This window comes from Chryseobacterium sp. CY350 (assembly GCF_027945075.1).
Lineage (GTDB): Bacteria > Bacteroidota > Bacteroidia > Flavobacteriales > Weeksellaceae > Chryseobacterium.
On record NZ_CP116034.1, the window covers coordinates 935084 to 961285 of the forward strand.

The following is a 26202-nucleotide window of genomic DNA, read 5'->3' on the forward strand; positions in this document are numbered from 1 at the left end:
AAAAAACATGATTCCACAATACAGAAAACAGTTTAATGAGGAATTTACTCAGGAAAAATATGATCGTTTTAAAGAAATTTTAAAAGAAAAAAGTGGATTGGAAGCTTCTTTCAGACTTTCTGAGAGTCCGATGTTTCTCACAAATGAATTTAAAGACAAACTGATTGACGCAAGCGAGAGCATTATCGATCAAATAAAAGCTTTGCCAGCGGGAATTTTAGAAAAAGCTATACCAGAAAACTGCAAAGTTCCCAACGATACAAAACAACCTCATTTTTTCACGATTGATTTTGGAATCTGCAGAAGTGCAAGCGGAGAAATAGAACCACAATTAATTGAATTGCAAGCTTTTCCATCTCTGTATGCTTTTCAGAAAGTTTTTGAAGAAACATTTTGTGAGGTTTATCCTTTTTTAAATGATGTTAAAAGCCAAATGCCACAGGAAGACTTTCAAAATTATCTGAAAGAATTAATTGTTGGTAATGAAAATCCTGAAAATGTAATTCTACTTGAAATTTTTCCTGAAAAACAGAAGACAGCCGTTGATTTTGCTTTAACTGAAAAATTATTAGGAATAAAAACGGTTTGCCTGACAAAAGTAAAAAAAGAAGGTAAAAAGTTATTTTACGAAAATGATGGTGAAAAAATTCAGATCAATAGAATTTATAACCGTGTGATTTTTGATGAACTAGACAGAATTCCTGATCTAAAACTTGAATTTGATTTCCGCGAAGATGCAGATGTAAAATGGATCACGCATCCGAATTGGTTTTTTAAAATTTCAAAATTCCTTTTGCCGATGCTACAGCATAAGTTCGTTCCTAAAAGTTATTTTTTACATGAATTTCCTGAGAGTGAAAATCTTGAAAATTTTGTTTTAAAACCTTTATTTTCTTTTGCAGGAAGCGGAGTTAATCTAAATCCGACAAAAGAAGTTACAGACGCAATTGAAGATAAGGAGAATTATATTTTGCAGCGAAAAGTAGTTTACGAGCCAGTTTTTGAAGACATCAACGGAGAATTTTCAAAAGCCGAAATTCGCTTACTATATATTTGGAGAGAAAATGACGAACGACCGATTTTGCTTGAAAACCTTGGCAGAATGACGAAAGCTGCAATGGTGAATGTAGATTTTAATAAAAAAGATGCGATTTGGATTGGAAGTTCTAATACTTTTTTTGTGGATTAACATTAAAACTAACAAAAAGATGGAAGAAACATCTCGTTTTGACGTTTTCGATATATAAAGTTTTTAAAAATTAGAACAAAGCTGGAAACGGTTTGGTAAACAAAAACCTCAGAAATATTTCTGAGGTTTTTTTATGATAGTAAGCTGTGGCGGACATCTTTGAAGTCCGCCGCAAATATATTTTATATTTTACCATCTTCAAGCAACTCTCTCGCTTGATATTCCTGTACGAGATCTATTGCATTAGAAATAACATCGCTCAATGCGGTGATGAAGGTTCCTTCTTCAGCCATTCCCATAGCATGTTTTAGAGCTTCAATTTCTTTAGGAATCGTTTCATAGCTTACATCTCTCCCTGAAGATTGCATTCCCTCGATGATTAAGCCGTTAATCTCCTCCTCTGTTCTTCCTCTTAGATGCTTTTCATTTCGGATGATAATATGATCAAACATTCTTCCTGCAATTTTACCGCATAATCTGATATCTTCGTCTCTTCTATCGCCAACGCCTGAAATAATTCCTATTTTTTTTGTCGATTCTACATTTTTAAGATAATCTTCGATCGCTTCATATCCTGCAGGATTGTGTGCAAAGTCTATTAAAACTTTAAAGTTTTTAAATTTAAAAACATTCAATCTTCCTGGTGTAAGCTGTGCGCTCGGTATGAAAGTTCGAAGAGAATTTGAAATATCTTCAATACCAAATCCATATAAATAACAAGCTAAACTCGCTGCCAAAACATTATCAATCATGAATTTTGCTTTACCATCCATGGTGATAGGGAAATCTTTGGCTTTACCAATCCTTATTTTCCAGTCGCCTTTTTTGATAGTTACGTAGCCTTCTTCATAGACGCAGGTTGTTTTACCTTCTTTCGCAAATTTTTTGATATATTCATTGTTTTCATCCAAACTGAAAATTGCCACATTGCTTGGCAAATCATTGATGATTCTCATTGAATACTCATCCTCGGCATTCAGAACGCTCCATCCATTTTTCTTTACCGCATCCAGAACAACTCTCTTTACCTTCGTAAGGTCTTTAAGATTGTGTATGTCATTAAGACCCAGATGATCTTCTTTAATATTGGTTAAAACTCCAATATCGCATTGCGAAAAACCTAAACCGGAGCGAAGAATTCCACCTCTGGCAGTTTCCAGAACGGCAAATTCTACAGTAGGATCTTTTAATATAAATTCGGCAGAAATAGGACCAGTAGTATCACCTTTTGTCAACATTGTATTTTGAATGTAGATGCCGTCAGACGTTGTAAATCCTACTCTATACCCGTTACTTTTAACAATATGTGATATTAATCGTGTCGTTGTTGTCTTACCATTAGTTCCCGTCACTGCAATAATAGGAATCGTAAACGGCTTCCCTTGTGGATATAACATATCTACTACCGGAGCAGCCACATTTCTAGGCAGACCTTCGCTTGGCGCCAAATGCATTCTGAAACCCGGCGCGGCATTAACTTCAATAATAGCCCCACCACTTTCTTTTAATGGTTGAGTTAAATTTTCGGCCATAATATCAATTCCGCAAACATCTAAACCGATAATTTTTGAAATCCTCTCAGCCATGGTGATATTTTCCGGATGCACCATATCGGTGACATCGATTGATGTTCCGCCTGTTGAGAGATTAGCTGTAGATTTCAGATAAACCACTTCTCCTCTTTGTGGAACTGTATCTAAAGTATAATGAAGTTTCTCTAGTAATTCTGAAGTATCTTTATCAATACTGATCTCGGTAAGAACATTTTCGTGTCCGTAGCCTCTTCGTGAATCCTGATTTTCTTTATCAATTAATTGCTGAATATTCATCTCACCGTCACCAACGATGTGCGCAGGAACTCTTCTTGCTGCAGCAACCATTTTATTATTAATCACTAAAACCCGGAAATCATATCCCGTAACGTATTTTTCAACAATTACTTTATTTGAATAATTTTGGGCATGTTCCAAACCAATTTTGGCAACTTCCCAATCGTTTACATTGATTGAAGAACCCTTTCCATGATTTCCGTCTAAAGGTTTTATGACAATAGGATATCCAATTTTCTGAATTATATTTTGAAGCTGTTCTTCTGTGGTAATTAAATCACCTGTCGGAACCGGAATCGCGGCATCGTGCAGCATTCTTTTCGTTAATTCTTTATTGCAGGCAATATCAACAGCAATCGAGCTCGTATTTCCGGTAATTGTAGCCTGAAATCTTTGTTGATTTACTCCGTAGCCCAGCTGTACAAGAGAATTACTTCCCAGTCTTATCCAAGGAATTTTTCTTGATACCGCTTCTTCTACGATACTTCCTGTTGAAGGCCCAAGACGCACGCGTTCTCTTATTTCCTTTAAACTTTGTATGCAAAGATTAAGATCGTATTCTGTTCCGTTAATTAAGGCATGAGCTATTTCTACCGCTTGTTCTGCAGCATAAATTCCTGCATTCTCTTCTATATAATCAAAAACTACATTATAAACTCCGGGCGTTTTCGTTTCGCGAGTTCTCCCGAATCCGGAATCCATCCCGGCAAGAGTCTGAATTTCTAACGCAATATGTTCGATAACATGCCCCATCCAAGTTCCAGTTTCTATACGGTGAAAAAAACCGCCATGTGTACCTTCAGAACATCTGTGAGTAATTAAAGAAGGAATCAGTTTTTCTATTCTTTCACGGAAGCCCTCAATTTTATTGGTAGGGAAATTCTCCATTTCTTCAAGATCCAAACGCATTTGTATCAACTTCTTTCTTCTAATACTCCAGATATTAGGACCCCTCAAAGCTTGTATCTTCTCAATTTTCATAGTTTAGTATCGAAATTTATATTAATAAAATTATCTTTTCATATCAAAGATAATGCAAAACCTTAAAAAAAACCACAGTGCTGTTAAAGATTTATTAAAAAACTTTCAATTTCGTAATCAATTTATAATCAATACAAATGCATTAAAACTGCTTTGAAATTTCCTCAACTATTAATAATTTTCTAACTTTGCCTGCTATGAAACCTGTTGGAAAATTAATTATTATCGGGGGAGCTGTTAATAAAGGCAGTTTCTCAGAATCCGATTACGATCAGAATATCGAAAAAAATCTTAACTTTTTTGAAAGAGGAATTTTAAGAAAAATCATTACTGAATCAAAAAACAAAGAAAACTCAATTATTGAGGTTATTACAACTGCATCTCAGATTCCTCAGATTGTAGGAGCAGAATATAAAAAAGCTTTTGAATTTTTAGGAGCTAAAAATGTCAACATTCTTGATATTCACAACCGCGAAGAAGCCAATTCTGATGCCATCGTTGCAAGAGCAAATGCGGCAGACGTTGTAATGTTTACAGGCGGAGATCAGCTGAGGCTGACGTCTATTCTGGGCGGAACAAGATTTCACGATACTATTTTATTAAAATATCTGGAGCAGGATTTTATCTATTCCGGAACTTCTGCGGGAGCTGCTGCAGCATCCGAAAATATGATTTATCAGGGAAGCAGCTCAGAAGCTCTTTTGAAAGGTGAAATAAAAACTACACAAGGATTGGGACTTATTGATAACGTTATCGTTGATACCCATTTTGTGCAGCGAGGCAGAATAGGAAGACTTTTTCAGGCTGTAGTTAGTAATCCCAGAACTTTGGGAATAGGATTGGGAGAAGATACCGGACTTTTCATTTACAATGACACAATGACCGCTGTAGGTTCGGGACTTGTAATCATCGTAGACGGAAGGTTTATAAAAGACACTAATCTTACCAATATTAATCTGGGTGAGCCCATTTCTATTGATAACCTGACCGTTCACGTGATGTCTATGAATGATCATTATGATTTAACGACCAGAAAACTTACCATAGAAAATTCACAATTTAACCCGATACCGCAAGCTTAAATATATCATTAAAGATTATTTATTTGCAAATGAATTCAATTTGTGAATTAATTAATTTCTTATCAACCATCAATCACAATTTTATGAAAATCATCATTCACGGAGGTTTTTTCTCTGAAAGCGATCAAAGCAATGACGTGAAAATTGCTAAGCAAAATTCTTTGAAAGATATTGCAAAAAAAGCTTACCTTTATTTAGAAACGCATTCTGCATTTGAGACTGCTGCTTTTGCAGTTTCTCTTTTAGAAGACGATGAATTATATAACGCGGGGATTGGATCGCAGATTCAAAGTGACGGAATTATTCGCATGAGTGCTGCAATCATGGATGGTGAAACTCAGAAAATGAGTGGCGTCATCAATATTCAAAATGTCAAAAATCCGATATTTGTAGCTAAAGATTTAATGAAAGAAGATGACAGAGTTTTGGGTGGAAGCGGTGCTAAAAATTATGCAACTGAACATGGTTTTGAAGATTTTTCAACCGAAATTCCTCGACGCAGAAAAGAATATGAAGCCAAGTTAAACAATGGTGGAAAAGGCACTGTAGGATGTGTCGCATTTGATAAAGATAAGAAACTGGCCGTCGCAACATCTACTGGCGGAAAAGGTTTTGAAATTCCTGGAAGGATCTCAGATTCTGCCACAGTTGCAGGTAATTATACCAACGAATTCTGCGCTGTCAGTTGTACAGGAGTTGGTGAAGATATTGTGAGCAATGCGACGTCAGCAAAAATTGTCACACGAGTAACGGACGGAATGAATCTAAAACAGGCTTTTGAAAAGACTTTTGCAGAGCTAAAAACTATTGACGGTTTTGCAGGAGCAATTGCAATTGATAAAGATGGAGATATGTATCATCAGGATTCTCATCCAATGATGGTTTTTGCAAGTTATGACGGAGAAAATTTTGAAATATTTAATTAAATTTTAACAATCTTTTAGTATTACCCAACTTTTTTTGGCACGTATTTTACATACTAAGAGTTATAACAAATTTAAATATAACTTTTAAAATCAGAAATCATGGGAAATAAAACAAATGGCTTATTAGCATTAGTTGGTTTAGGAGCATTAGCTTATTGGAAATACAAAAAATCTACTCCAGAACAGCAACAAGCAGTAAAAGATAAGTTCAATAATGCAAAAGACAACCTCAACAAATGGGGAAATGATCTAAAAGACAAAGCAAATGATGTAGCTTCTCAGGCTCAAAATAAATTTGACGAAGCAAAAACAAAGGTAGAAGATACTGCTACAAATATGTAGGATTTGCTACAACAATTTTAATATTATTTACATTCATATTAAAGAAAAAGTCATCGATTACGATGACTTTTTCTTTGCTTTTATGGCATAAACCATTGGTATCTTATTTCCAAATTTAGAGATTCTCCATTTTCCTTTTTCGAACTCCTTTACGTGTTTAAAACAGGGATAAGGAGACCAATCAAATTCCTGAAAATTCTTAAGCTCTAAATTTTTATTGATTAAATTTTGAAGTACATCAGATAATGGATGATTCCAGGAAACATAATCCTGAACGATATCTGCAGAAGAGTCTGCGTATGTACCTTCTAAGGTTTCGGTGATCGGTTTTTCATTAAAATAATTGTAAGCTACACCTTCAAAATCATCATCGTACATCCAAACAACAGGATGGAATTCTGCCATAACGAATTCTCCGTCGGGTTTTAAAAAATGACTGACAACATTTGCCCATTTTTCGAGATCCGGCAACCAACCGATCGTTCCGTAACTTGTAAAAACAATATCAAATTTTTCATCTAAAACATTGGGAAGATTGTAAACATCTGAACAGATAAATTCTGTATCTGTACCACATTTTTTTGCTAAATCTATTGCCGCGTAGATCGCCTTATCCGATAGATCAATTCCGGTAACTTTTGCTCCCAATCTCGACAGCGATATGGAATCTTGCCCAAAATGACACTGTAAGTGCAGAATACTTTTTCCTTTTATATCGCCTAAAAGCTCAAGTTCGATAGAATTGAGTGAAGTTCTTCCTTTTACAAATTCATCGACAAAGTAAAAATCTGATTCCAGATGAGGTTGTACCCTCGCATTCCAAGAGTTTTTATTGATTTCTAAATAATTTTTCATTTGGCTAATAATTATTAACAGTATTCTTAGAGATAAAACGATTAAAATAAAACGTCCAGGGAAATAATGAAATTAGTAAAAATGCAAGCACTATCTTAGACTTGTTATTATAATCTTTAACCTTATAGATATAATCATCATATTCTTTAAGATAGTAAACAGCGATTGAAGATTTTGTTGGAAATTGTTCGCAAACTTCAGAACTCAGTTTTATTGAATATTTTTTTCCATCCACATTAATTAATACACTAGACGAACTTCTTCCGTATTTTCTACAATGTTGACGAGTAACAATATGCGAACTCTTTACACCATTTTCGGTAGTTTTGTGATATTTATTATCTGAATACAAAGCATATATTAACATAATAATCACCATTCCAATAAAGAAAAGATGATTATTACTATAATATTTTTTTCGTTTGAGAGTCAAAATTTTCACCCTAAAAACTCCTCCAAAGAAACCGTTTTCTGTTCTCCAGCTTCCAGATTTTTATAAGTAACAGTTTTGTTTTTAATTTCCTCTTCGCCTAAGAAAACAAGATTTTTAATCCCTTTCTTTTCAGCGTAAGTAAATTGTTTATTTATTTTTGAACTTTCAGGATAAAGCTCCGCAGAAATTCCTTTTTCTCTTAACCGAACAATTAGTTTTAATGCTTCCAGAGTTTCTTCACCTCCAAAGTTGGCAAATAAATATTCAACGTTAGAAGTAGCATCTTCAGGGAAAAGATTCAATTCTTCCATCACGAGATAAATTCTATCTAACCCAAAAGAAATTCCGATTCCGGGAACATTTTTCACTCCGAAAACTTCCGTCAAATTATCATATCTTCCGCCGCCGCCGATAGAACCCATTTGCGCTTCGTCGGCTTTTACCTCGAAAATTGCTCCTGTGTAGTAATCTAATCCACGCGCCAAAGTAATATCAAAAACCAAATTCTGAATATCAACTCCCAAATTCACCGACTGAGTGAGAACAAATTCCAACTCTTCAACGCCTTTTAATCCGGTTTCGTTTCCTGCAAATTTTTCTTTCAATTGAAGAAGATTTTCCAAAGCATTATTTGATTGTGTAAAAAGGAAATCCAGTTTATCAATTGATTCCTGAGAAATATTTCTTTCTAAAAGTTCCTTTACTACTCCATCCTTCCCTATTTTGTCAAGCTTATCTAAAGCAACCGTAAACTCAATTAATTTATCGGTTATTCCTGCATATTCTGCCAAACCTGAAAGAATTTTTCGGTTGTTGATATGAATTGTAACTGAAACTTTTAATTCAGCAAAAGATTTTAAATACAATTGCACCAAATCTACTTCCTGCCAAAGACTTTCGCTTCCCACCACATCGGCGTCACACTGATAAAACTCTCTGAATCTCCCTTTTTGCGGACGGTCTGCTCTCCAAACCGGCTGAATTTGGTAACGTTTGTAAGGGAATGTCAGCTTTCCATGATTCATCGCTACAAATCTCGCGAAAGGAACTGTTAAATCGTAGCGAAGTGCTTTATCTGTAAGGTTTTCTGAACTAAAAGGTTTATCCAAAGCTTTCTGAAAATCATTCTGCATCAGAACTTTCTTATCGTCTTTCGCCTCGTTGATACTTGAATTTAAAATCTTAAAAATCAAGCGATCTCCTTCCTCTCCATATTTTCCTGTCAAAGTAGAAAGATTTTCAAAACTTGGAGTTTCCAAAGGCTGAAATCCGAACAATTCGAAATTATTCTGTAATATATTGATGATGTATTTTCTTCTTGAAACTTCCAGCGATGTAAAATCTCTCGTTCCTTTTGCTAAGCTTGGCTTCATATATAATAAGTAATGGATAATGAGTAATTACTTGCAAAAATAAGGAATTGGAAGGACTTTTAAATGAATAAAAAGCCGGAGATTTTGCTCGCCGACCTTTCACTCAATCATTTATTTTTAATTTTCTGAATCTCTTACACACTTTCTAAAATTTCTAAAATCTCTTCACCATAATTTTCGATTTTATGTTTTCCAAAACCTTTGATATCAAGTAATTCTTCTTTTTTAGCAGGTTTATATTTTGCTACAGAAATCAATTCTTTATTGGTCGCAATAAAATATGACGGAAGATTTTGTTCTTTAGCTTTTTCTGAACGCCAAATTTTTAAAGCATCCAAAATTTCGATCTCATCGGAATTTAGTGCTTCGTCTTCAGCTGAATATTTTGCAGATTTTGAATCTTTAACAACATCTTTGTCCACTGCGATTTTATATTCATTAAAATACAGAACTACCGACCAGAAATTTTCGTCATGCACAAATGCGGTCTCCACCTTTACGATCTCGTGATCGTTGAGAAAATCATCAATCATCTTTTGATCCTGAAGCAAAAATTCATCTGCAATTCTCACTTTTAAAACTTTGATATTCATCATGTACGATTTTAGAATTCAACAATTATTTTCCGCTAAGAAGTAAAAGTTCGTCTACTCTAATTTCTGTAATATATCTTTTCACTCCGTCTTTATCATCATACGATCTGTATGTAATTTTTCCTTCGATGGCAATTTCTTTTCCTTTCGGAACATATTTCTGAAAGATTTCGGCAGTTTTCCCAAAGGCAACGAGACTGTGCCATTGTGTTTCTTCTACTTTTTCACCTTTTGCATTGGTATAATGATCGTTTGTTGCCAATGATACGGTAGCTCTCAGAGTTCCGTTGTCGAATGACATCATTTCTACTTCTTTTCCTGTGTGACCAATCAAGGTGACTTTGTTTCTTAGTGACATAACTTTTATTTTTTAGATTAATTATTCAGATAAGAGACGTTCACTGTTTTCTCAAATCCCTGTTGCAAAGATTCGAATGGTTTGAAAATTTAATCGGTTGAAAATTATTTGAATACGTTTGTAGTCGTTTGAAAATGATTAACTAATGAGTTATAACAAAAACAATCCCTCAAATTTTTAAGTATATTTGAGTATAAAAAGCAAAAAAAATGATTTTCAAAGAGGGCAATAACAATGATTTTTATTGGATCGAACTCATTTCAGATAATAATTTAATGAAAAATTTTATTTCAGATTTCCCACAATTTATTCTCAATAAAAATCTTGCAGTCATTTCCTTTGATAGCGGTTCCATGATTTTGACTGACGAAGAAATTAGTAGAGGATGGAAGTTTGAAAATGAGGTTGCCTATTTTGAATTTCTTAATCTAAATGAACTTTATGGCCCCATTTTCAGTATTTATGACCAATGGTTTTTTCTGCGAACTGGGGCAAGAATAAAAAAATCAGATATTTTTGTAAATTATCTAGGATTTACCATTGATGAATCCAATGCTAAAGATTTACCAAATAAAGATATTACAAAACTTTTTTGGAAGACTATTGAAGAAGAAAATGTAGAAAAATTTATTTTAAATGGTGATCTTTTTTCATTTGGAACAAAAAACAAAAGTGAAATTACACGTATTAAAAATCTATGGATTTAGATATTAATAAAGATCCCCTCCTAAAATTCGCATGCTGCGTCGCCGTAAAATAATCACAAAAAATCTGATAAACTTCAGAATCTGTATGTGTTGCCCGAAGTCCCAACTGAAAATAAATTTCCAAAATCTGATGCGATAGTTTTTCTACCAAACCGATTGAGAAACTGTGAATTTCAGATTGTTTCTCAGAACTTATTAATTCCAAATCTTTCAAAAATTCTTCAATTTTATCAGCAAATTTAAATGCTTTTTCCAATTCATCATTTATTATTTTATTAATCAATTTCAAGCCAAGATTTGGTCGAATTTTAATAGCTTCCTCCAAAAAATGCGCCGCCATCCCAAGGTAATTGACCAGCAATGTCATATCTGCAAAAATCCGAAACGGGATTTTATCTAAAACATCATCCGTAAAAAATTCATCGTAAACAAAACTGTAATCTTCTGAAACTCTTGCATTGTTCACTCTAAAAGAATACGTTCCGGTGGCTTTCATTCCCATTGATTTCCAGTTGGGAATAATTTCTACTTGATCTTTATAAATAACAAAAGAACGGATGATTTCAGAACCCGATTCATCCAATAAAGGATTACCGTTTTCAGTTAATGCAGCATTTAAAGTGAAATGACTTAAATGTGGTGCTCCGGTTGCAAAATGCCAAAGTCCGTTGATCAGAAAAGTTCCGTCATTTTGTTTCTCGGCAGTACCGCCAATCATTCCGCTACCTCCGAAACAGGTTTTTGGATCAGAGAATAATTCTTTTGCAATGCTTGGTTTTAAATTTCTTGAGAAAAAATTGGCTCCCGAACATAAAGTGAGCATCCACCCCAAACTTCCATCGATTTTCGACCAATCGAACAATACAGACAAACCTTCTCTTAGGTGAAATCCTAATCCACCATAAATTTTCGGAACCCAAATCTGAAGCAATCTTTCATGATGAATTTGATTTATGATCGACTCAGAAACTTCAGAAGCTCCCAACATTTCTTTTCTGATTTCTTCAGACGTAAGCATTTTCTCTTTTATTAATTATTTTTCTCCACTCCAAATATCCTGAAATGGCAACAATGAACAAGAAAGCCGTCAAAACAGCGTACAAATAAAGATCTTTGTGAATCAATAACGGAATTGCAATCATGTTACTAATATTCAGCAAAATCCAGTTTTCAATTTTTCTGCGAGCCATGAGCCACATTCCGGCCCATGCAAATGCGCTGACCAAGGAATCCCAAACGGGAACATCAGAATCTGTAAAATGCGTCAGAAAAACCCAGAACAAACCGAATGTTCCAATGACGATTCCTGCAGTAATTAATTTTTCTTGTTTTGTCGTTTCAGAGATCACGGTTTCAGATTTCCGCTTGCCAAACTTCCAATAAAGCCAGCCGTAAATGCTCATTATCAGATAATAAAGGTTAAGCGTAAACTCGGCGTATAGCTTAGAAGTCATCATCACATACAACGTAAGTGAAACTCCGGCAATACCGAAAAGATAATTGTTTGAATTGTTTTTTCGCGCCAAAAGCACCTGAAAAACTGAAAAGAAAACCCCAAACCATTCCGGCAAGGTTGTCTGTTGTAAAATTTCCTGCATCAAATTAACTTATATAAATTAAATGATGAGATGATAAAATCAAATTCCCTACGTCGGCATTATCCGAATCAGGTGTGGAAGATTCCCGGGTATCATCTCAGCCGCAAACACGCAGCACCCCATTGATGGCGCAAAATTGAAGTTTTTTTCTGAAATAAAAAATTAAATTATAAAGTTTTTTAACCGTAAAAGAGACAAAAGAAATGATTTCAAAAAAAGTATTTCAAAAGCTATCAAAATGTGAAGTTAATTTTACGATGAATGTTTTATCATTTTTGAAATATCTAACGCTACGTAATCTTTTGAAACTTTTGCGATAAAACAAAAACCGTTTTCAAACGGATATTTTGTATCTTTAAATTTTAATTATCAGAAACTGTGAAGAAGACGCTGAGAAGAACCTACCGTGTATCGAAATATGTAATTTATAAAGAAACTCTTGTCGATTACAAAGAACATTTTTGGTCGTTTCTGGGAGCTTTTTTCGGAATTGGAATTATCGCTTTTTTACAGTCACAATATTTACTGCAAGAGGAAAATGTATTTTTGATCGGTTCTTTTGGTGCCTCAAGTGTTTTGATTTACGGAGCTATTCAAAGTCCGCTGGCACAACCAAGAAATCTTATCGGCGGACACGTACTTTCGGCCTTGGTAGGAGTGACAATTTATCAGATTGTTCCGGATATTTTGTGGCTTTCGGCGCCGTTAGCAGTTTCTTTCTCAATAATTTTAATGCAATATACCAAAACACTTCATCCACCGGGAGGCGCAACAGCTTTAATTGCGGTAACGTCAACAGGAAAAATTCCTGAATTGGGATATTGGTATGTGATTTCTCCAGTTTTATCGGGATGTATTATCCTATTGATTGTCGCCTTGTTTTTTAATAATATCACAAAAAACAGAAGCTATCCTAACAGCAAAAAATGGAGAAGAATTTTAAATAAAAAACACAAACACAATTTGAAAAATTAACAAGATGGAATGTATCGAATGCGGCGAAAAAATCACCGGAAGATCCGACAAAAAATTCTGCAATGATGCTTGCCGAAATGCTTACAATAATAAGCAGAATAAAGATTCTAGCAATCTGATGCGGAATGTGAATAATAAACTTCGGAGGAACTACCGCATTCTCGCCGAAATAAACATTGATGGTAAAACCAAAATTGCCAAATCTAAACTTGATGGCTTAGGTTTTGATTTTAATTATTTTACACAAATCAAAGTCTACAAAAATGGTTCAGAGTACAAATTTGTTTATGACCAGGGTTACAAAATTTTAGATGAAGATTATATTTTAATTGTTAAAAACTGAAAAAATCTCAAATCATTACATGAAAGAAATTGTAGTAATTACCGGAGCGAGCGGATCTGTTGCAAAAGTTTTAGCCAAAAAACTTGAAAACGAATATTCTGTTCGGTTTCTCACACGTACCAAAAATCATGATAATGAATTTGAGTGGAACATTAGCAATAAAACGATTGATGAGAAAGTTTTTGACAATGTAAGTCATGTCATTCATCTTGCGGGAGCCAATATTTCTGAAAAAAAATGGACGAACGAAAGAAAAAAAGAGATCATTTCGAGCCGTGTAGATTCTGCAAAGTTGATTTTAGAAACACTTCAGAAAAAGAATATTCAGCTTAAATCTTTTATTTCAGCATCGGCAATCGGAATTTATGGTGCCATTACATCACAAAAAATATTCACGGAAGAAGATGATAAGGGAAATGATTTTTTGAGCGAGGTAGTGAGTCTTTGGGAAAATGCAGCAGATGAATTTTCAGTAAAAAAAATCGCCGAAAGAGTTGTAAAGCTGAGAATAGCAGTCGTACTTTCTGAAAAAGAAGGAGCTTTGAAAAAGATGTCGGTTCCTGTAAAATTCGGTGTCGGATCACCTATTGGAAGTGGTAAACAGTATATTCCGTGGATCCACATTGAAGATATTTGTTCAGCCTTTGAATTTGCTTTAAAAAATGAAAATTTACATGGCGCCTACAATGCTTCTGCATCGCAACATACCGATAATGAAAACTTTACAAAAGAAATTGCGGAAGTTCTGGATAAGCCGATGTTTATGCCCAATATTCCCTCATTTGTTATGAAGATGATGTTTGGGGAACTGTCTGTCGTATTACTCGAAGGATCCCGGACTTCTTCCGAAAAACTTCAGAAAGCAGGATTTAAATTTAAATATCCTGAATTAAAAACAGCTCTAAAAGATCTATTCAACAAAAATTAATTAAAAAAACTATCTTTTCAAGATTGTAAATCTATGCAGAATACAAACGTACATATCGAAAAAACTGAAATTCTATCGGATAACTGGTACACTTTAAGAAAAATAACTTTCAATATTCTAAAAAAAGACGGAACCTCCGAAACTCAAAGTCGCGAAGCATACGACAGAGGAAATGGTGCTGTCATATTACTGTATAATACGATTTCAAAAAACATTATCCTTACAAAACAGTTCAGAATGCCTACGTATATCAACGGAAATCCTGATGGAATGATGATCGAAGCGTGTGCAGGACTTTTAGATGATGATAATCCCGAGGAATGTATTTTAAGGGAAACCGAAGAAGAAACCGGTTATAAAATTTCGAAGGTCGAAAAAATATTTGAAGCGTATATGTCGCCAGGTTCTGTAACTGAAATTCTTCACTTTTTTATAGCCGAATATTCAAGTGAAATGAAAATTACAAACGGAGGAGGTCTGGAAGATGAAGGTGAAAACATTGAAGTTTTAGAGATTAACTTTGAAAAAGCTCTTGAAATGATTGATTCCGGTGAGATCAAAGATGCAAAAACGATTATGCTGATACAGCATCTGCGTATTAAAAATAAATTATAAGATATTTGTAAAAAATTAGAAATTATGAAACTGCAATTTTCTGTGATCCTTTTTTTATTGTTTTCTACTGCTGTCTTTAGTCAAAAAAAACAGGCTCTAAACACTAAATATCAACATGCTGTTGAACATTTTAAAAGTGAATACAAAAAGAAAAATTATAAAAAGTTTGAAGGAAAAATTACCACAAGAGACAATCAAATTATTTTTGATGACAAAGTAATTTTATTCGATAAATCTGATCGGCTGACTGCCGCAATATTACAGCAAGGGCTGATCTATCCTCAACTTCTCACCGATTATCAAATGAATAAATTTATTGATGAAACTAAGGATAAAACTCAGATACGATTCCTGAAACTGCACAAAAACCCAAGAGCGCCTTTCGATGTAAATAATATCTCAGTTGAGATCACTGAACTTCCTTTTTTGCAGGAAAAAGACAGTTCAAGGAGATTTAGACTGACAACAAAAAGCAGAAATTTACCCAATTCTATTGTTTACTTTTTAGAAATTACCAATAACAGAGCAGCGAAAAACATAAGTGCTGAAGAGTTTGTAAAAGGCGCAAAACTGACGTATCTTGATCAGCAGTAAGATTCGATTTTAACTCCGTTATGATTTAATAAACAGATTTTTACAGAGAATTAGTGGCAAAAGTGTGAAAATTAATTAAAACTTAATATGTATCTGATTGTTAAATTTAATTCAAACAAATTAATAATCAAAAGCTTACAATTTTCTCAATTAAAAAGCCTAATTTTGCACTCCGTAAAAAGGATCATCCGTTATGAAAAGAATAGGCGAACACAGAAAACTTCTTGGGGTAGATAAAACTGCTACTTTAAAAGATTTAAAAACAATTTACAGAAATACGATGAAGGATACACATCCTGATAAATTTGTAAATGATGAAGAAGGCAAACTGGCTGCAGAGGAAAAAAGTAAATCAATCATTGAAGCCTATCACTTTCTGGTAAGCATCAACCCTGAAACTCAGGAAAAATATAAAGAAGAATATACTGAAACGATCACAAAATCTAATATTCAGGATTTTTATCTTGAAAAATCGATTTTGAAAGTTCAGCACTTGAATGGAAAAATGTTTGAATACATCGGTGTTCCAAGAAATACGTATATCAAAATGGTAAATGCTGATTCGCCTAGCCGTTTTGCAAGAAGACACATCTATGGAAATTTTATCTTTAGAAAGTCCGGTGAAGTGATGGCAGATTAATTCTTTTGAAAATAAAAGTAGCTGTAACAACAGTTTAAATATAAAACCGTATTCTCTGAATGCGGTTTTTTGTTTAGTACTACTCATCTTCTCGATACGAATTTTTAAAAATCTACTTGAATTGACGTGGTTTTGATTATAAAATTTCGAAGGTCAAAATCTGATTAATCAATCAGATAATTAAATTCTTTTCTATATTGGGACGGACTTTTTCCTGTATATTCTTTAAAAGTTTTGTTGAAATAACTGAAGTTATTAAAACCGGATTCGAAGCAAACATCTGTAATGCTTAATGGCTGTTCGGCAAGTAGTTTTAGAGAATGCGTAATTCTGTATTCGTTAACAAACTGGGTGAACGTTTTATTGGTGATTTTCTTGAAATAACGACAGAACGAAGGCACTTTCATGCTTGCCAAATCAGAAATCTGCTCCAAAGTAATCTGATCTTTAAAATGATCTTTTACATAATTAAAAATATGATTGATTCTCTCATTATCTTCCACCTGCGTCTGAAGGTAATATTTTCCAGCATTTAAAATCCTATAATCCTTTGTAGAGGCCAAATCTTCCAGAATTTTAATGAATTTGATGAGTTTATCCAAAGAAGAAGAGTTGTGCATTTCTGTAATTTTTAAACCGATTTCTTTTTTGATTTTGTCTGAAAATACTATACCTGCTTTTGCTTTTTCTAATAAATTGGCAATCTTCTGCATTTCAGGAAGAAACCACATTTCTACGCCTAAAAAATCAGGTTTAAACTGGATAACCATTTCGTAATCATTGTTGGTATTTTCATTCGTCATGCCGCAATGTGGTAGATTGCTGCCCATTAAAACCAAATCACCGTCAGAAAAATAAGAAATATTACTTCCAATTTGTCTTTTTCCCGAACCTCCACAGACGAAAATTAACTCAATTTCCGGATGATAATGCCAAACATGAGATTTGATGTTTTCATTTTTTAAAAACTTTAAACTCGTGAAACTGCTTCCCAGATTGGGTTTTACAGCTTCAAAGGCGGGATGAGAATGTTTCATATCTTAACCATTAATTGTATGCAAAATTAACAAATATTATTTAAATAATTAACATCAAGGTTAAAATAGCACATATATTAGAAAATAGTGTAGTAGAATGGCATCAAGGTTTGCTCTAAATTTGCAGTATTAACAAGTGAAAAATTAACAGTATGAAAAAGTATTTAAAATCAGTTTTAGTGATCGGGTTCTTATCAATCTCAATGAGTGCAATGAGCAAAGAAAAGGATTTTTCTCTTTCATTTGGAAAAAGCAAATCTGAATCTGTAACCTTTAAAATAGCAAACGCAAAAAATATTTCGGTAACAATTTACAGCGATGTTGATGGTGAGTTGCTTTCTGAAGATTTAAATTCTGAAAAGAATATTTCTAAATCCTACAGTTTTAAAGATCTCGATTCAGGAATTTATTTTCTGATAGTAGAATCTGATTTAAAAATTGAGAAATATAAAATAAAAGTAGACTCTAACAAAAAAGTTATCATTGACGAGAAACCTGTTGCAGAAATTGTAAAGCCAGAATTTTCTGTAATCGGAAATAAAGCAAAAGTGCATTTCTCAGACTTGAAAAATTCAGTGAAGATCACAGTTTCAGATCTTTCAAATACTGTTTATTATAATGCGACCAGATCTGCAACCGATGGCAAACTAGATTTGACTTTTGATTTAAATCCAAACACAGCCGACAACTACATCATCAGTGTAGAACAGGACGGAAAAGTTTTCAATAAAGTCATCAGTTTGAAATAAGTATTTATTTCAGTTTAAGAATATTATATAGTTTTCTTTTATAAAGTTAGGTTTTGCTGAGTTTCAGGAAAATCTAACTTTTTCTTTTTTTAATGCAAGGTTCGCAAGTTTTTTTCACTAAAAACTGTTTTACTTTAGATTTGCAAAGGCGTTTCACTTAGCTAAGAAATACTAAGTTTTTTAAATTGTGATATTTTTAAATATTAAACCAATTTTTTCAGTTTGTTTACTGAGCCGATAAGGTTATTTAGATATCTGTTGAGGTTTCGGATCAGTCGCTTGCGGTTGACTGACGAGATTTTTGAGGTTGTGGAACCATCTGTTCCTGTGTTTTACGTATGTGGCGAGGTTAAAGATATATCCGAAACGGTTCCTGACCTGTCGGTTGGGGTAGAAGAACCTATCGGATATGGTCGTCAACGAGCAATTTACGGTTTGGAAGCCCGACGTGAGGGTTACTTAACTATTAATTTACGGTTCAGGACACCATTGGACTTGTCGCAGACGTATCCTGAGTACTTCAGGACGTATCAGGATCCTTCTCGAGCGCAGTTTTAAAAATTCAGTTATTAAATATTAATATCTTTAAGGCTTGGGGATTGTCTTACTTATTATTCAAACAAAAAAAGCGCATCAATAAATTGATGCGCTTTAGGTTAATTTAGGTTGTTATATTAGTCTATGTGTTTCGGCGTGTAACCGTCTTCACTTAGTTCTTTTTCTTCATAATCAGCTTTCATTTCAGCGTCATAATCTACTGTTTCATTTTTACCCATTCTTCTCAACATTGAATCGAATAGTGAATAAACCGTAGGAACAATAATTAAGGTAAGGAATAATGACGACGTCAAACCACCGATGATTACCCAAGCCAATCCGTTGTTCATTTCCGCTCCTGCCCCTTTTGCAATCGCAATCGGAATCATACCGAAGATCATCGCAATCGTTGTCATCAAAATCGGACGAAGACGTGCATGGTTAGCCTGAATCAAAGCGTCATGTGTACTTGCTCCTGCTGCTTTTCTCATGTTGGCAAAATCGACAATCATAATCGCGTTTTTCGCCACTAGACCAATCAACATAATCATACCCAACATTGTAAAGATATTAATCGTATTTCCTGTAATTGCAAGAATCAACATTACTCCGATCAATGCCAAAGGAATTGAGAACAATACCACAAACGGATACACAAACGAATCATAGAGCGAAACCATCACCAGATAAACCAGTACAATAGCCGCCAGTAAAGCGATTCCTAAAGTACCCATACCTTCTGTCTGATTCTCCATATCTCCGCTCCAGAGGTAATTTACTCCGGCTGGTTTTGTTTTTTCATTGGTCATAAACTGGTCTGCCCATTCGTTGGCAACATCCGCCATTGCACGACCTACCACTTTAGATTTCACTTTTACGGAAGCTGTTTTATCTCTACGCTCCAGCAAACTTGGTCCTGATCCCATTTTCACATCTGCAAACTGACTCAATCTGATTTGCTCGCCTGACGGATTGGTAAACATTAAGTTTCTTACATCATCAATCGACTGTCTGTTGGCATCGCCAAAACGGATGTTGATATCATATTCGTATTCTCCGGCTCTGAATTTTCCGTCTGTATTTCCTGAGAATGCAGTCTGCATTGTTTGACCAACACTTGAAAGATTTAAACCTAAAGAAGACATTTTATCTCTGTCGATATTCACCTGCACTTCAGGGTTTCCTGAGTCGGAAGATAATTCTGCATCTACAGATCCCGGAACTTTTTTAAGCAAAGCAAGAATTCTGTTGGCTTCTTTGTTTGCCGTTGCGTTATCAGGAGCGGTAACTACCATTTCGATTGGTGCAGCGTCTGCTCCCATCAATCCGATTGGTGCTGTTTTAAACTCAACTCCGGTGAATTTTTCTTCTAAAGCTCTTTTAATTTTAGCAGATTTAATATCTGTACTTTCGTTACGTTCAGATTTATCAACTAAAATTACCTGAATTTCTGATTGGTATAAAGTTGCCTGCGCTCCACCAAAACCTGATGATTGCTGACCAACTGTAGTAATCATATCGACTACGTCTTTATCATTTCTCAGGTATTTCTCAACCTGTAAAGTCAATTGGTTTGTTTTTTCAACGGAAGCATCTTTAGGTAATTCCATTTGAACAAGGAACTGACCTCTGTCCATTTTCGGGAAAAATTCTCCACCGATAAATCCTCCACCCATTAATCCCACTGTCACTACAATCAGAAGTACAAACGTAAGAACAACCGTCATTACCCTTCTTAAACCGGTTTTTAAAACCCATTCCAGAATTCCTGTAATCCAGTGCGTAAATTTATCTAACTGCTTTTCAAACCAAAGAATAAATTTCTCGAAAGGATTTTTCCCCGTCAAATGAACCAACTTTCCAAATCTTGAAGATAGCCAAGGAATAATGGTAAATGATGCCAGTAATGAGAACAGTGTTGCAATAACTACTGTGACGCAGAACTGCGCTAAGATGTCGGATACCAAACCAGAACTCATCGCAATCGGTAAGAATACCACCACGATTACCATCGTAATTGCTGTTACGGTGAAGCCAATTTCTGAAGCTCCATCGTAGGCAGCACGGATTCTGCTTTTACCCATTTCCATGTGACGGTAAACGTTTTCCAGTACTACAATCGCGTCATCCACAAGAATACCTACAACTAGTGAAAGTCCAAGTAGACTCATTAAGTTTAAAGTATATCCCATCAGATACATTCCAATAACTGTTGCAATCAACGATACCGGAATTGAAACCATTACAATGAATGCGTTTCTGATGTTGTGAAGGAACAATAGCATTACAACTGCCACCAAGATAATCGCTAAGAATAAATCGAAAATTACATGATCTGCAGCCTCAAGTGTAAAGTCTGTGTTATCATCTACGATCGCAACTTTTAATCCCTGAACTGCATAATTGGTCTGAACCTGCTCAATTGTCTTCTTTACTGCTTCAGAAACTGATACTGCATTGGCATCAGACTGTTTTTTTACCTGAAGTAAAATGGTGGGATTTTGATTAAATCTCGCTACTTTTTCAATATCTTTCTGAGTATCGAAAACGGTTGCAATATCAGATAAACGAACCTGAGCTCCGTTTTTATTGGAAACCACAAGACTGTTCATTTCGGCAATATCTCTATATTTCCCTGAAAGTCTGATGGTAGATCTCGAAGTTCTTGTTTTCAAAGCTCCCGTCGGGAAATCTAAGTTTGAAGAAAGAATAGCCTGCTGTACGTCTGCGATTGCAACGCCATAACCCTGCATTTTCTTTTCATCTAAATTCACCTGAATTTCTCTCTCCTGTCCACCAACAAGATCAACCTGAGCAACACCGTTTACACGGGAGAAAACCGGTTCTACTTTTTTATCTAAAAGATCATAAAGCTCTTTGTTATTTAGTTTATCACTTGCAATACTCAATGTCATGATTGGTAAATCATCCAGTGAGAATTTCTGTAATGATGGCGGATCTGCATCTTCAGGAAGGTCTGCCAAAATAGCATTTACCTTTCTCTGCGCATCATTCAAAGCATAATTTACATCAGCTCCTGTGTTCAGCTGAACCATAATTACCGATAAACTTTCGTAAGAAGAAGATTCAACTTTTTTTACGTTTTCCAAAGAACCAACGGCGTCTTCAATCTTTCGGGTCACCGACGTTTCCACCTCAGAAGGTGAAGCTCCCGGATACACCGTAGAAATCGTAACCATATTGGTTTCAAACTTCGGAATCAATTCGTACCCCATCATGGAGTAACTTAATAAACCTCCCAGCGTCAGGATCGTAAATAGTACGATAACCAGGGACGGTCTTTTAATGGATATTTCTGCTAACTTCATCTTCTGTTACTTTACGATATTGATTTTTGAACCGTTATCAAGGTTGATCTGTCCGCTGGTAATCACTTGCTCGCCGCCATTCAATCCGCTGATGATCTGTACTTTGTCGCCATATACTTTTCCTGTTTTCACGGTAATCATTTTAGCAGTACCATTCTGAACGATAAAGATTTGCCCTGAACTTACTCCGTTTGCAAAAGCTTCTGCAGGAACCGTCAGCATATTCTGAGTTTCAGCACCGTTATTTGTTTTGAATAATGCCGTTGCATACATACCCGCTTTCAGGTTTCCTCTGTTCTGAACTTCAATTTCTACTGGGAAATTTAAAGAAGCATCACTTTTTGGAGCGATAAATGTAATTCTTCCGCTGAAAGATTCTTCAGGTAAAACATTGACATTAATTGCTACTTCCTGACCCAATTGAATTCTTCCGATTTGGCTTTCGTCAACCAAAACTGAAAGTTTTAAGCTGTTGATATTTACGATTTCGAATAAAGCGGTTCCCGGAGCAACCACCATTCCCGGCTCTACCATTTTTTTGTTGATAATACCGCTGATTCCTGCTCTGATGCTTGTATCATTTACTTTTACACCTTGAGCTCTTACTGCAGCCTGCATATTTTTCAACTGTAATCTTGAATTGTCTAACTGTTGTTTTGTAACACCTCCTGTTTTGAAAGCATTCTCGTAACGCTGGTTATCTGCAATTGCGTTCTGCAAATTATTCTGAGCCTGAGTAACGTCTACTTCAATCGCATCTCTTTTAATGGTTGCTAAAACCTGACCGGCTCCTACTCTAGAACCTTCTTTCACCAAAACGCTCACAATACGTCCTGAAATTTCAGAAGACTGATTTGATTCCTGTTTTGGGATAAAAGTTCCGTTTGCAGTATAATCTGTGTTGATATTTTCTCTGGAAACAGTCACTACATTCACATTGATTTTATCAACCTGTTTTGCTACTTCTTTTACTTCGGTTTCCTGTTTCTTTTTGTTATCAGTAATTTTCCAAGCTGCCAAACCAATAAGCACTGCAGCGACGATGATATATATTAAAGTTTTTTTCATTTTCAGTAATGATTATTTTTAATGTAAATGGAATCTCTTTAAAGAAGATTTCACTATAGTTTATTAAATTAAGGGTTTTGTAAAGTATTAAGTTCGCCTTTAGCCTTGATCAATTTAATCTCGGCCTGTTTGTAATCTAATAATGCATTGGCATAGTTTTGTTTTGCCTGTGTTAGCGCATTTTCAGTATCCAGAACTTCTGTAAGAGTTGCCAGACCGTACTGATAATTGGCTTGTGTATCTTTCTGTACTTTCTCAGCCAGCTCCACATTGTTTTGCATACTTTCGATATTGATTAATGAATTTTCCATATTGGTAATGGCGTTTTTATAATCAAGGCTTAATGAAAGCTGTGTATTTTCGATATCCAAATCCAGATCATCGATATCAATCTGTGCCTGCGCAATTTTAGATTTTGTGGCTCCACCCGTAAAAATCGGAATATTGATATTTAAACCAATTGCAGAAAAATCACTCCAAAGTACACCTTTACTAAGTCCGTTTGTTAAAGGAAACTTCCCACCTGTTGCTCCCCAACCGTAGTTGGCAACCAAATTAACAGTAGGATAAAGATATGCTTCCGTTGCTTTTTTATTGTAAATGAGAAGTTCTCTGTTTTTCTGTAAAACCTTTACCTCAGAGCGGCTATTCAGATCAACATTTGATGCCAATAGTTCTGGTTTTGGCTCAATAGATTTTTGTTCAAGAACAATTTCTGTATCGATAGGAATTCCCATATAAAATTTCAAAGAATTTTTAGATAGCTCCACACTGTTAATTAAAGTTTGCTTATTTGATCCGATGTTAGTAAGCTGAACATTTGTTCTGTCTAAATCTATTTTTTTTGCTAAACCATTATCTACAAGACTTTTAATAACGCTTCTTACTTTTTCAGTATTTGCATAACTTTCGTTTACAGTTTTCAAATTTTCTTCCTGTACAAATACCTGATAATATGCTGTAGCAACATTTTCAATCAATTGCTCATTCGTTAACTGAGCATTGAGTATGTAAAATTCTCTTGTAGATTTTGCAGCTTTCAATCCCGTGAAAACTCTCTGATCAAAAATTGCCTGCTGTACCTGTGCAGTTGATGTGGTTTGCCATGGCTGTCCCAATTTTGCACGAATGCTTTGTCCGCCAAACTCCAGTAAAGACTCCTGAATCACCGGATTGTAGGTAAGACCGGAAGTTATACTGATCTGTGGTAAGGCTCCGGCTCTCGCCTCGGCGATTTTATAATCAGCCTTTTTGATCTGCAAAGCTGCTTTTTTGGCTTCTGCTTTATTTTGCAACGCCTGTTTTATGGCCTCTTGCAAAGACACCTGTTGCTGGGCAAATGCAGATGTAGAGCCGAAAATCATAAATGCTGCAGCTATACCTATTTTTAGCTTTCTTGCAGTTATACGTTTTCTATTCATAATTTTATACTTCGTTTATTTTTTGTAGTTGATTTCTTTCTTTGCTTTATTCCTAAATGACGAATCAGTTTTATAAATACTTTAACATTTTTTTATTATTTCGTAAAAAGCATGTTTAGAATGATTTCTTTCCGCTCCGTAATGATCTGATCAAATTCTTTATCACTAATCATAAGATTTTCTAAGAATAAAGGACGTACAGCACTCGGAAAAACCAGCAGCGAAACCATATTCAGCAGAAACTGTACGGGAGCCATTTTCACAATATTTCCCAACTGCATTTCTTTCTCAATGTCTCGGTACAATTTTTTCAGTTCAGCTTCTTCAACGTCTTTTTTATGGCAGCTCCCTTTATTGATTTGTGAAACGATGTATGTTTCTAAATAAGGATACTGAAGACTGGTAGACAAACTTCCATCAATAAATTCTGCGATCTTTTCTTTAAAAGGAAGATCAGAATTCATAATGATCTCAGATTTCTTTTTCTCAACGCGATGAGCTTCATCAAAAATTATCTGAATCAAATTGTCTCGTGACCGAAAATAATAATTGATCAACGTTCGGTTAACGCCTGCTTCGTCTGCAATCTCCTGTGTAGTTGCATTAAATTTCCCCTGAACAAAGAATAAATTCTTCGCAGTCTCCTTGATTAATTCCTGTGTTTGATCTTTCTTTTCTTGTTTTGACATTTTTGTTAAACAATTTTGTGCAAATATATATCAAACATTTGTTTTGACAAAATTGTTAAACAAAATAATTAACAGAAATTGTCTGATAATTATCATAAAAAAAGTCTGAACAAAAATGTTCAGACTCAGTTTTTATTTCGAAAGTAAATTTTAGACGAGCTTTATTTTATCATCCAAAAGATCTACTATTTTGTCTTTATACAAACCACCAAGAGCTTTTTTGAAGTTCTTTTTACTCATCTGTAACTCTTCTTTGATTTCTTCGGGAGAAGATTTATCAGATAAATATAGAAGTCCAAAATTTTCTTCGAGTTTGTTGATTATTTTCTGTTTAAATTCATCTACGTTTTCAAAACCTTCAGGCTGAAGTGAAACATCAATTTTACCATCTTCACGTACCGCTTTGATGTATCCTTCCTCTTCAGATAGCGGATATAGTTTTTTATAAACATCTGATGTATAAATCAATCCAATGTATTTTTTATTGACGACAACGTTCCATCCGAGTTCGCTCTCATTCATCATAATAAGCTCTACCTTATCACCTTTTCGAAAAGGAACATCTTCGTATTGTGGATTTCTCTTAAATTTTGTAGTCCCGGTAATTAAACCCAATTCTTCGTCAACGTATAAATTGACAAGGTATCTTTTCCCTTCAACGATCTTCGTTTTCTGTTGTTTATAAGGAACAAAAAGGTCTTTAATGATTCCCCAATCCATAAATGCACCGCTCGGAAGACTTTGCACACAACTCATCACACCAAACTCGCCCACTTCAGCTACCGGAATCTCTGTTGTTGCTTTTAATTTGTGATCATCCTGATACACGAAAACTTCAATCTCGTCACCAATCTCTTTTTCTTCGCGAATAAAGACTTTAGATAAAAAAGCAGTTTCACCAGTTTCGGATTCGAGCATCCAGCCAGAATTATTTTTTTCTGAAATTTTTAACGTCTGAGTTTTTCCGATTTGCATTGATGATAAATTTAGTTTGCAAAGGTACGGAAATTA

Annotated in this window: 25 protein-coding genes; 12 read left to right on the forward strand and 13 right to left on the reverse strand. The window is 34.7% G+C overall.

Translation table 11 applies throughout. The features are described from left to right. Window positions 1-7 precede the first annotated feature (7 nt). Window positions 8-1189, forward strand: coding sequence for a hypothetical protein (locus PGH12_RS04270; protein ID WP_267599261.1), 1182 nt, complete (start codon window positions 8-10; stop codon window positions 1187-1189). Window positions 1190-1371: 182 nt separating this feature from the next. Here PGH12_RS04270 and cphA read toward each other — a convergent pair whose 3' ends face one another. Beyond that, entirely contained in the window at window positions 1372-3999 is a 2628-nt protein-coding gene (gene cphA / locus PGH12_RS04275; RefSeq protein ID WP_267599262.1) for a cyanophycin synthetase, read from the reverse strand. A gap of 197 nt (window positions 4000-4196) precedes the next feature. Between cphA and PGH12_RS04280 the strand changes: the two genes are divergently transcribed. From PGH12_RS04280 to PGH12_RS04290, 3 genes are all read left to right on the forward strand, one after another. Next, complete coding sequence (locus tag PGH12_RS04280; RefSeq protein WP_267599263.1) at window positions 4197-5081, forward strand: cyanophycinase; 885 nt, start codon at window positions 4197-4199, stop codon at window positions 5079-5081. An 83-nt stretch (window positions 5082-5164) separates the two neighbouring features. Next, window positions 5165-6007, forward strand: a complete 843-nt coding sequence (locus tag PGH12_RS04285) for an isoaspartyl peptidase/L-asparaginase (protein WP_267599264.1) — start codon at window positions 5165-5167, stop codon at window positions 6005-6007. A 99-nt stretch (window positions 6008-6106) separates the two neighbouring features. Next, window positions 6107-6349 carry a YtxH domain-containing protein gene (locus PGH12_RS04290; RefSeq protein WP_267599265.1) on the forward strand — a complete coding sequence of 81 codons (243 nt, stop codon included), beginning with the start codon at window positions 6107-6109 and terminating at the stop codon, window positions 6347-6349. 57 nt (window positions 6350-6406) lie between these two features. On the opposite strand, the gene PGH12_RS04295 is transcribed toward PGH12_RS04290, so the two are convergent. From PGH12_RS04295 to PGH12_RS04310, 4 genes are all read right to left on the reverse strand, one after another. Next, window positions 6407-7204 carry a class I SAM-dependent methyltransferase gene (locus PGH12_RS04295; protein ID WP_267599266.1) on the reverse strand — a complete coding sequence of 266 codons (798 nt, stop codon included), beginning with the start codon at window positions 7202-7204 and terminating at the stop codon, window positions 6407-6409. Window positions 7205-7642: 438 nt separating this feature from the next. Continuing rightward, a complete protein-coding gene (gene hisS / locus PGH12_RS04300; protein ID WP_267599267.1) occupies window positions 7643-9010 on the reverse strand; it encodes a histidine--tRNA ligase in 1368 nt (455 codons plus the stop codon). 134 nt (window positions 9011-9144) lie between these two features. Then, complete coding sequence (locus tag PGH12_RS04305) at window positions 9145-9603, reverse strand: HRDC domain-containing protein (protein WP_267599268.1); 459 nt, start codon at window positions 9601-9603, stop codon at window positions 9145-9147. Window positions 9604-9628: 25 nt separating this feature from the next. Next, entirely contained in the window at window positions 9629-9961 is a 333-nt protein-coding gene (locus PGH12_RS04310; RefSeq protein ID WP_263002211.1) for a single-stranded DNA-binding protein, read from the reverse strand. Between the two features lie 275 nt (window positions 9962-10236). Between PGH12_RS04310 and PGH12_RS04315 the strand changes: the two genes are divergently transcribed. Continuing rightward, window positions 10237-10668: a hypothetical protein gene (locus PGH12_RS04315; RefSeq protein ID WP_267599269.1), complete on the forward strand. Its 432-nt coding sequence runs from the start codon at window positions 10237-10239 to the stop codon at window positions 10666-10668. Here PGH12_RS04315 and PGH12_RS04320 read toward each other — a convergent pair. Together PGH12_RS04320 and pnuC are read right to left on the reverse strand one after the other, a co-directional pair. Next, window positions 10649-11686: an acyl-CoA dehydrogenase family protein gene (locus PGH12_RS04320; protein WP_267599270.1), complete on the reverse strand. Its 1038-nt coding sequence runs from the start codon at window positions 11684-11686 to the stop codon at window positions 10649-10651. The genes PGH12_RS04315 and PGH12_RS04320 overlap by 20 nt on opposite strands. After that, window positions 11673-12269: a nicotinamide riboside transporter PnuC gene (gene pnuC, locus PGH12_RS04325; RefSeq protein ID WP_267599271.1), complete on the reverse strand. Its 597-nt coding sequence runs from the start codon at window positions 12267-12269 to the stop codon at window positions 11673-11675. The genes PGH12_RS04320 and pnuC overlap by 14 nt, the downstream gene beginning before the upstream one ends. Before the next feature lie 375 nt (window positions 12270-12644). Between pnuC and PGH12_RS04330 the strand changes: the two genes are divergently transcribed. From PGH12_RS04330 to PGH12_RS04355, 6 genes are all read left to right on the forward strand, one after another. Beyond that, entirely contained in the window at window positions 12645-13241 is a 597-nt protein-coding gene (locus tag PGH12_RS04330; RefSeq protein WP_267599272.1) for an HPP family protein, read from the forward strand. Window positions 13242-13245: 4 nt separating this feature from the next. Continuing rightward, the gene (locus PGH12_RS04335; RefSeq protein WP_267599273.1) at window positions 13246-13584 is read left to right on the forward strand and encodes a DUF2116 family Zn-ribbon domain-containing protein; all 339 of its coding nucleotides are present in this window, start codon (window positions 13246-13248) and stop codon (window positions 13582-13584) included. A gap of 19 nt (window positions 13585-13603) precedes the next feature. Beyond that, window positions 13604-14512: a TIGR01777 family oxidoreductase gene (locus tag PGH12_RS04340; protein ID WP_267599274.1), complete on the forward strand. Its 909-nt coding sequence runs from the start codon at window positions 13604-13606 to the stop codon at window positions 14510-14512. Window positions 14513-14545: 33 nt separating this feature from the next. Continuing rightward, the gene (gene nudK, locus PGH12_RS04345; RefSeq protein WP_267599275.1) at window positions 14546-15127 is read left to right on the forward strand and encodes a GDP-mannose pyrophosphatase NudK; all 582 of its coding nucleotides are present in this window, start codon (window positions 14546-14548) and stop codon (window positions 15125-15127) included. 24 nt (window positions 15128-15151) lie between these two features. Further along, window positions 15152-15721, forward strand: coding sequence for a hypothetical protein (locus PGH12_RS04350; RefSeq protein WP_267599276.1), 570 nt, complete (start codon window positions 15152-15154; stop codon window positions 15719-15721). Window positions 15722-15914: 193 nt separating this feature from the next. After that, window positions 15915-16361 (forward strand): KTSC domain-containing protein, encoded by a 447-nt coding sequence (locus PGH12_RS04355; RefSeq protein WP_267599277.1) that lies wholly within the window; start codon window positions 15915-15917, stop codon window positions 16359-16361. 164 nt (window positions 16362-16525) lie between these two features. Here PGH12_RS04355 and PGH12_RS04360 read toward each other — a convergent pair whose 3' ends face one another. Further along, window positions 16526-17398, reverse strand: coding sequence for an AraC family transcriptional regulator (locus PGH12_RS04360; protein WP_267599278.1), 873 nt, complete (start codon window positions 17396-17398; stop codon window positions 16526-16528). A gap of 152 nt (window positions 17399-17550) precedes the next feature. Between PGH12_RS04360 and PGH12_RS04365 the strand changes: the two genes are divergently transcribed. Next, the gene (locus PGH12_RS04365) at window positions 17551-18147 is read left to right on the forward strand and encodes a T9SS type A sorting domain-containing protein (RefSeq protein WP_267599279.1); all 597 of its coding nucleotides are present in this window, start codon (window positions 17551-17553) and stop codon (window positions 18145-18147) included. A 674-nt stretch (window positions 18148-18821) separates the two neighbouring features. Here the strand turns inward: PGH12_RS04365 and PGH12_RS04370 are convergent. The 5 genes from PGH12_RS04370 to PGH12_RS04390 all read right to left on the reverse strand — a co-directional run bounded on the left by PGH12_RS04370 (window position 18822) and on the right by PGH12_RS04390 (window position 26166). Then, window positions 18822-22013: an efflux RND transporter permease subunit gene (locus tag PGH12_RS04370; protein ID WP_267599280.1), complete on the reverse strand. Its 3192-nt coding sequence runs from the start codon at window positions 22011-22013 to the stop codon at window positions 18822-18824. Window positions 22014-22019: 6 nt separating this feature from the next. After that, window positions 22020-23081, reverse strand: coding sequence for an efflux RND transporter periplasmic adaptor subunit (locus tag PGH12_RS04375; RefSeq protein ID WP_267599281.1), 1062 nt, complete (start codon window positions 23079-23081; stop codon window positions 22020-22022). Between the two features lie 68 nt (window positions 23082-23149). Continuing rightward, complete coding sequence (locus tag PGH12_RS04380) at window positions 23150-24502, reverse strand: TolC family protein (protein WP_267599282.1); 1353 nt, start codon at window positions 24500-24502, stop codon at window positions 23150-23152. A 95-nt stretch (window positions 24503-24597) separates the two neighbouring features. Then, the gene (locus tag PGH12_RS04385) at window positions 24598-25191 is read right to left on the reverse strand and encodes a TetR/AcrR family transcriptional regulator (protein ID WP_267599283.1); all 594 of its coding nucleotides are present in this window, start codon (window positions 25189-25191) and stop codon (window positions 24598-24600) included. A 150-nt stretch (window positions 25192-25341) separates the two neighbouring features. Next, on the reverse strand, window positions 25342-26166 hold the full coding sequence (locus PGH12_RS04390; protein WP_267599284.1) for a CvfB family protein: 825 nt from the start codon (window positions 26164-26166) through the stop codon (window positions 25342-25344). Window positions 26167-26202: the final 36 nt, after the last annotated feature.

Bases quoted from the DNA above. Each gene is read 5' to 3' on its own strand.
- PGH12_RS04290 (WP_267599265.1), top strand. From the start codon at position 6,107: ATGGGAAATAAAACAAATGGCTTATTAGCATTAGTTGGTTTAGGAGCA.
- PGH12_RS04320 (WP_267599270.1), bottom strand. From the start codon at position 11,686: ATGCTTACGTCTGAAGAAATCAGAAAAGAAATGTTGGGAGCTTCTGAA.
- PGH12_RS04355 (WP_267599277.1), top strand. From the start codon at position 15,915: ATGAAAAGAATAGGCGAACACAGAAAACTTCTTGGGGTAGATAAAACT.
- PGH12_RS04350 (WP_267599276.1), top strand. From the start codon at position 15,152: ATGAAACTGCAATTTTCTGTGATCCTTTTTTTATTGTTTTCTACTGCT.
- PGH12_RS04360 (WP_267599278.1), bottom strand. From the start codon at position 17,398: ATGAAACATTCTCATCCCGCCTTTGAAGCTGTAAAACCCAATCTGGGA.
- PGH12_RS04270 (WP_267599261.1), top strand. From the start codon at position 8: ATGATTCCACAATACAGAAAACAGTTTAATGAGGAATTTACTCAGGAA.
- cphA (WP_267599262.1), bottom strand. From the start codon at position 3,999: ATGAAAATTGAGAAGATACAAGCTTTGAGGGGTCCTAATATCTGGAGT.
- PGH12_RS04310 (WP_263002211.1), bottom strand. From the start codon at position 9,961: ATGTCACTAAGAAACAAAGTCACCTTGATTGGTCACACAGGAAAAGAA.
- PGH12_RS04375 (WP_267599281.1), bottom strand. From the start codon at position 23,081: ATGAAAAAAACTTTAATATATATCATCGTCGCTGCAGTGCTTATTGGT.
- PGH12_RS04285 (WP_267599264.1), top strand. From the start codon at position 5,165: ATGAAAATCATCATTCACGGAGGTTTTTTCTCTGAAAGCGATCAAAGC.
- PGH12_RS04305 (WP_267599268.1), bottom strand. From the start codon at position 9,603: ATGAATATCAAAGTTTTAAAAGTGAGAATTGCAGATGAATTTTTGCTT.
- PGH12_RS04365 (WP_267599279.1), top strand. From the start codon at position 17,551: ATGAAAAAGTATTTAAAATCAGTTTTAGTGATCGGGTTCTTATCAATC.
- nudK (WP_267599275.1), top strand. From the start codon at position 14,546: ATGCAGAATACAAACGTACATATCGAAAAAACTGAAATTCTATCGGAT.
- PGH12_RS04340 (WP_267599274.1), top strand. From the start codon at position 13,604: ATGAAAGAAATTGTAGTAATTACCGGAGCGAGCGGATCTGTTGCAAAA.
- PGH12_RS04370 (WP_267599280.1), bottom strand. From the start codon at position 22,013: ATGAAGTTAGCAGAAATATCCATTAAAAGACCGTCCCTGGTTATCGTA.
- PGH12_RS04295 (WP_267599266.1), bottom strand. From the start codon at position 7,204: ATGAAAAATTATTTAGAAATCAATAAAAACTCTTGGAATGCGAGGGTA.
- PGH12_RS04380 (WP_267599282.1), bottom strand. From the start codon at position 24,502: ATGAATAGAAAACGTATAACTGCAAGAAAGCTAAAAATAGGTATAGCT.
- PGH12_RS04335 (WP_267599273.1), top strand. From the start codon at position 13,246: ATGGAATGTATCGAATGCGGCGAAAAAATCACCGGAAGATCCGACAAA.
- PGH12_RS04315 (WP_267599269.1), top strand. From the start codon at position 10,237: ATGAAAAATTTTATTTCAGATTTCCCACAATTTATTCTCAATAAAAAT.
- hisS (WP_267599267.1), bottom strand. From the start codon at position 9,010: ATGAAGCCAAGCTTAGCAAAAGGAACGAGAGATTTTACATCGCTGGAA.
- PGH12_RS04385 (WP_267599283.1), bottom strand. From the start codon at position 25,191: ATGTCAAAACAAGAAAAGAAAGATCAAACACAGGAATTAATCAAGGAG.
- PGH12_RS04390 (WP_267599284.1), bottom strand. From the start codon at position 26,166: ATGCAAATCGGAAAAACTCAGACGTTAAAAATTTCAGAAAAAAATAAT.
- PGH12_RS04280 (WP_267599263.1), top strand. From the start codon at position 4,197: ATGAAACCTGTTGGAAAATTAATTATTATCGGGGGAGCTGTTAATAAA.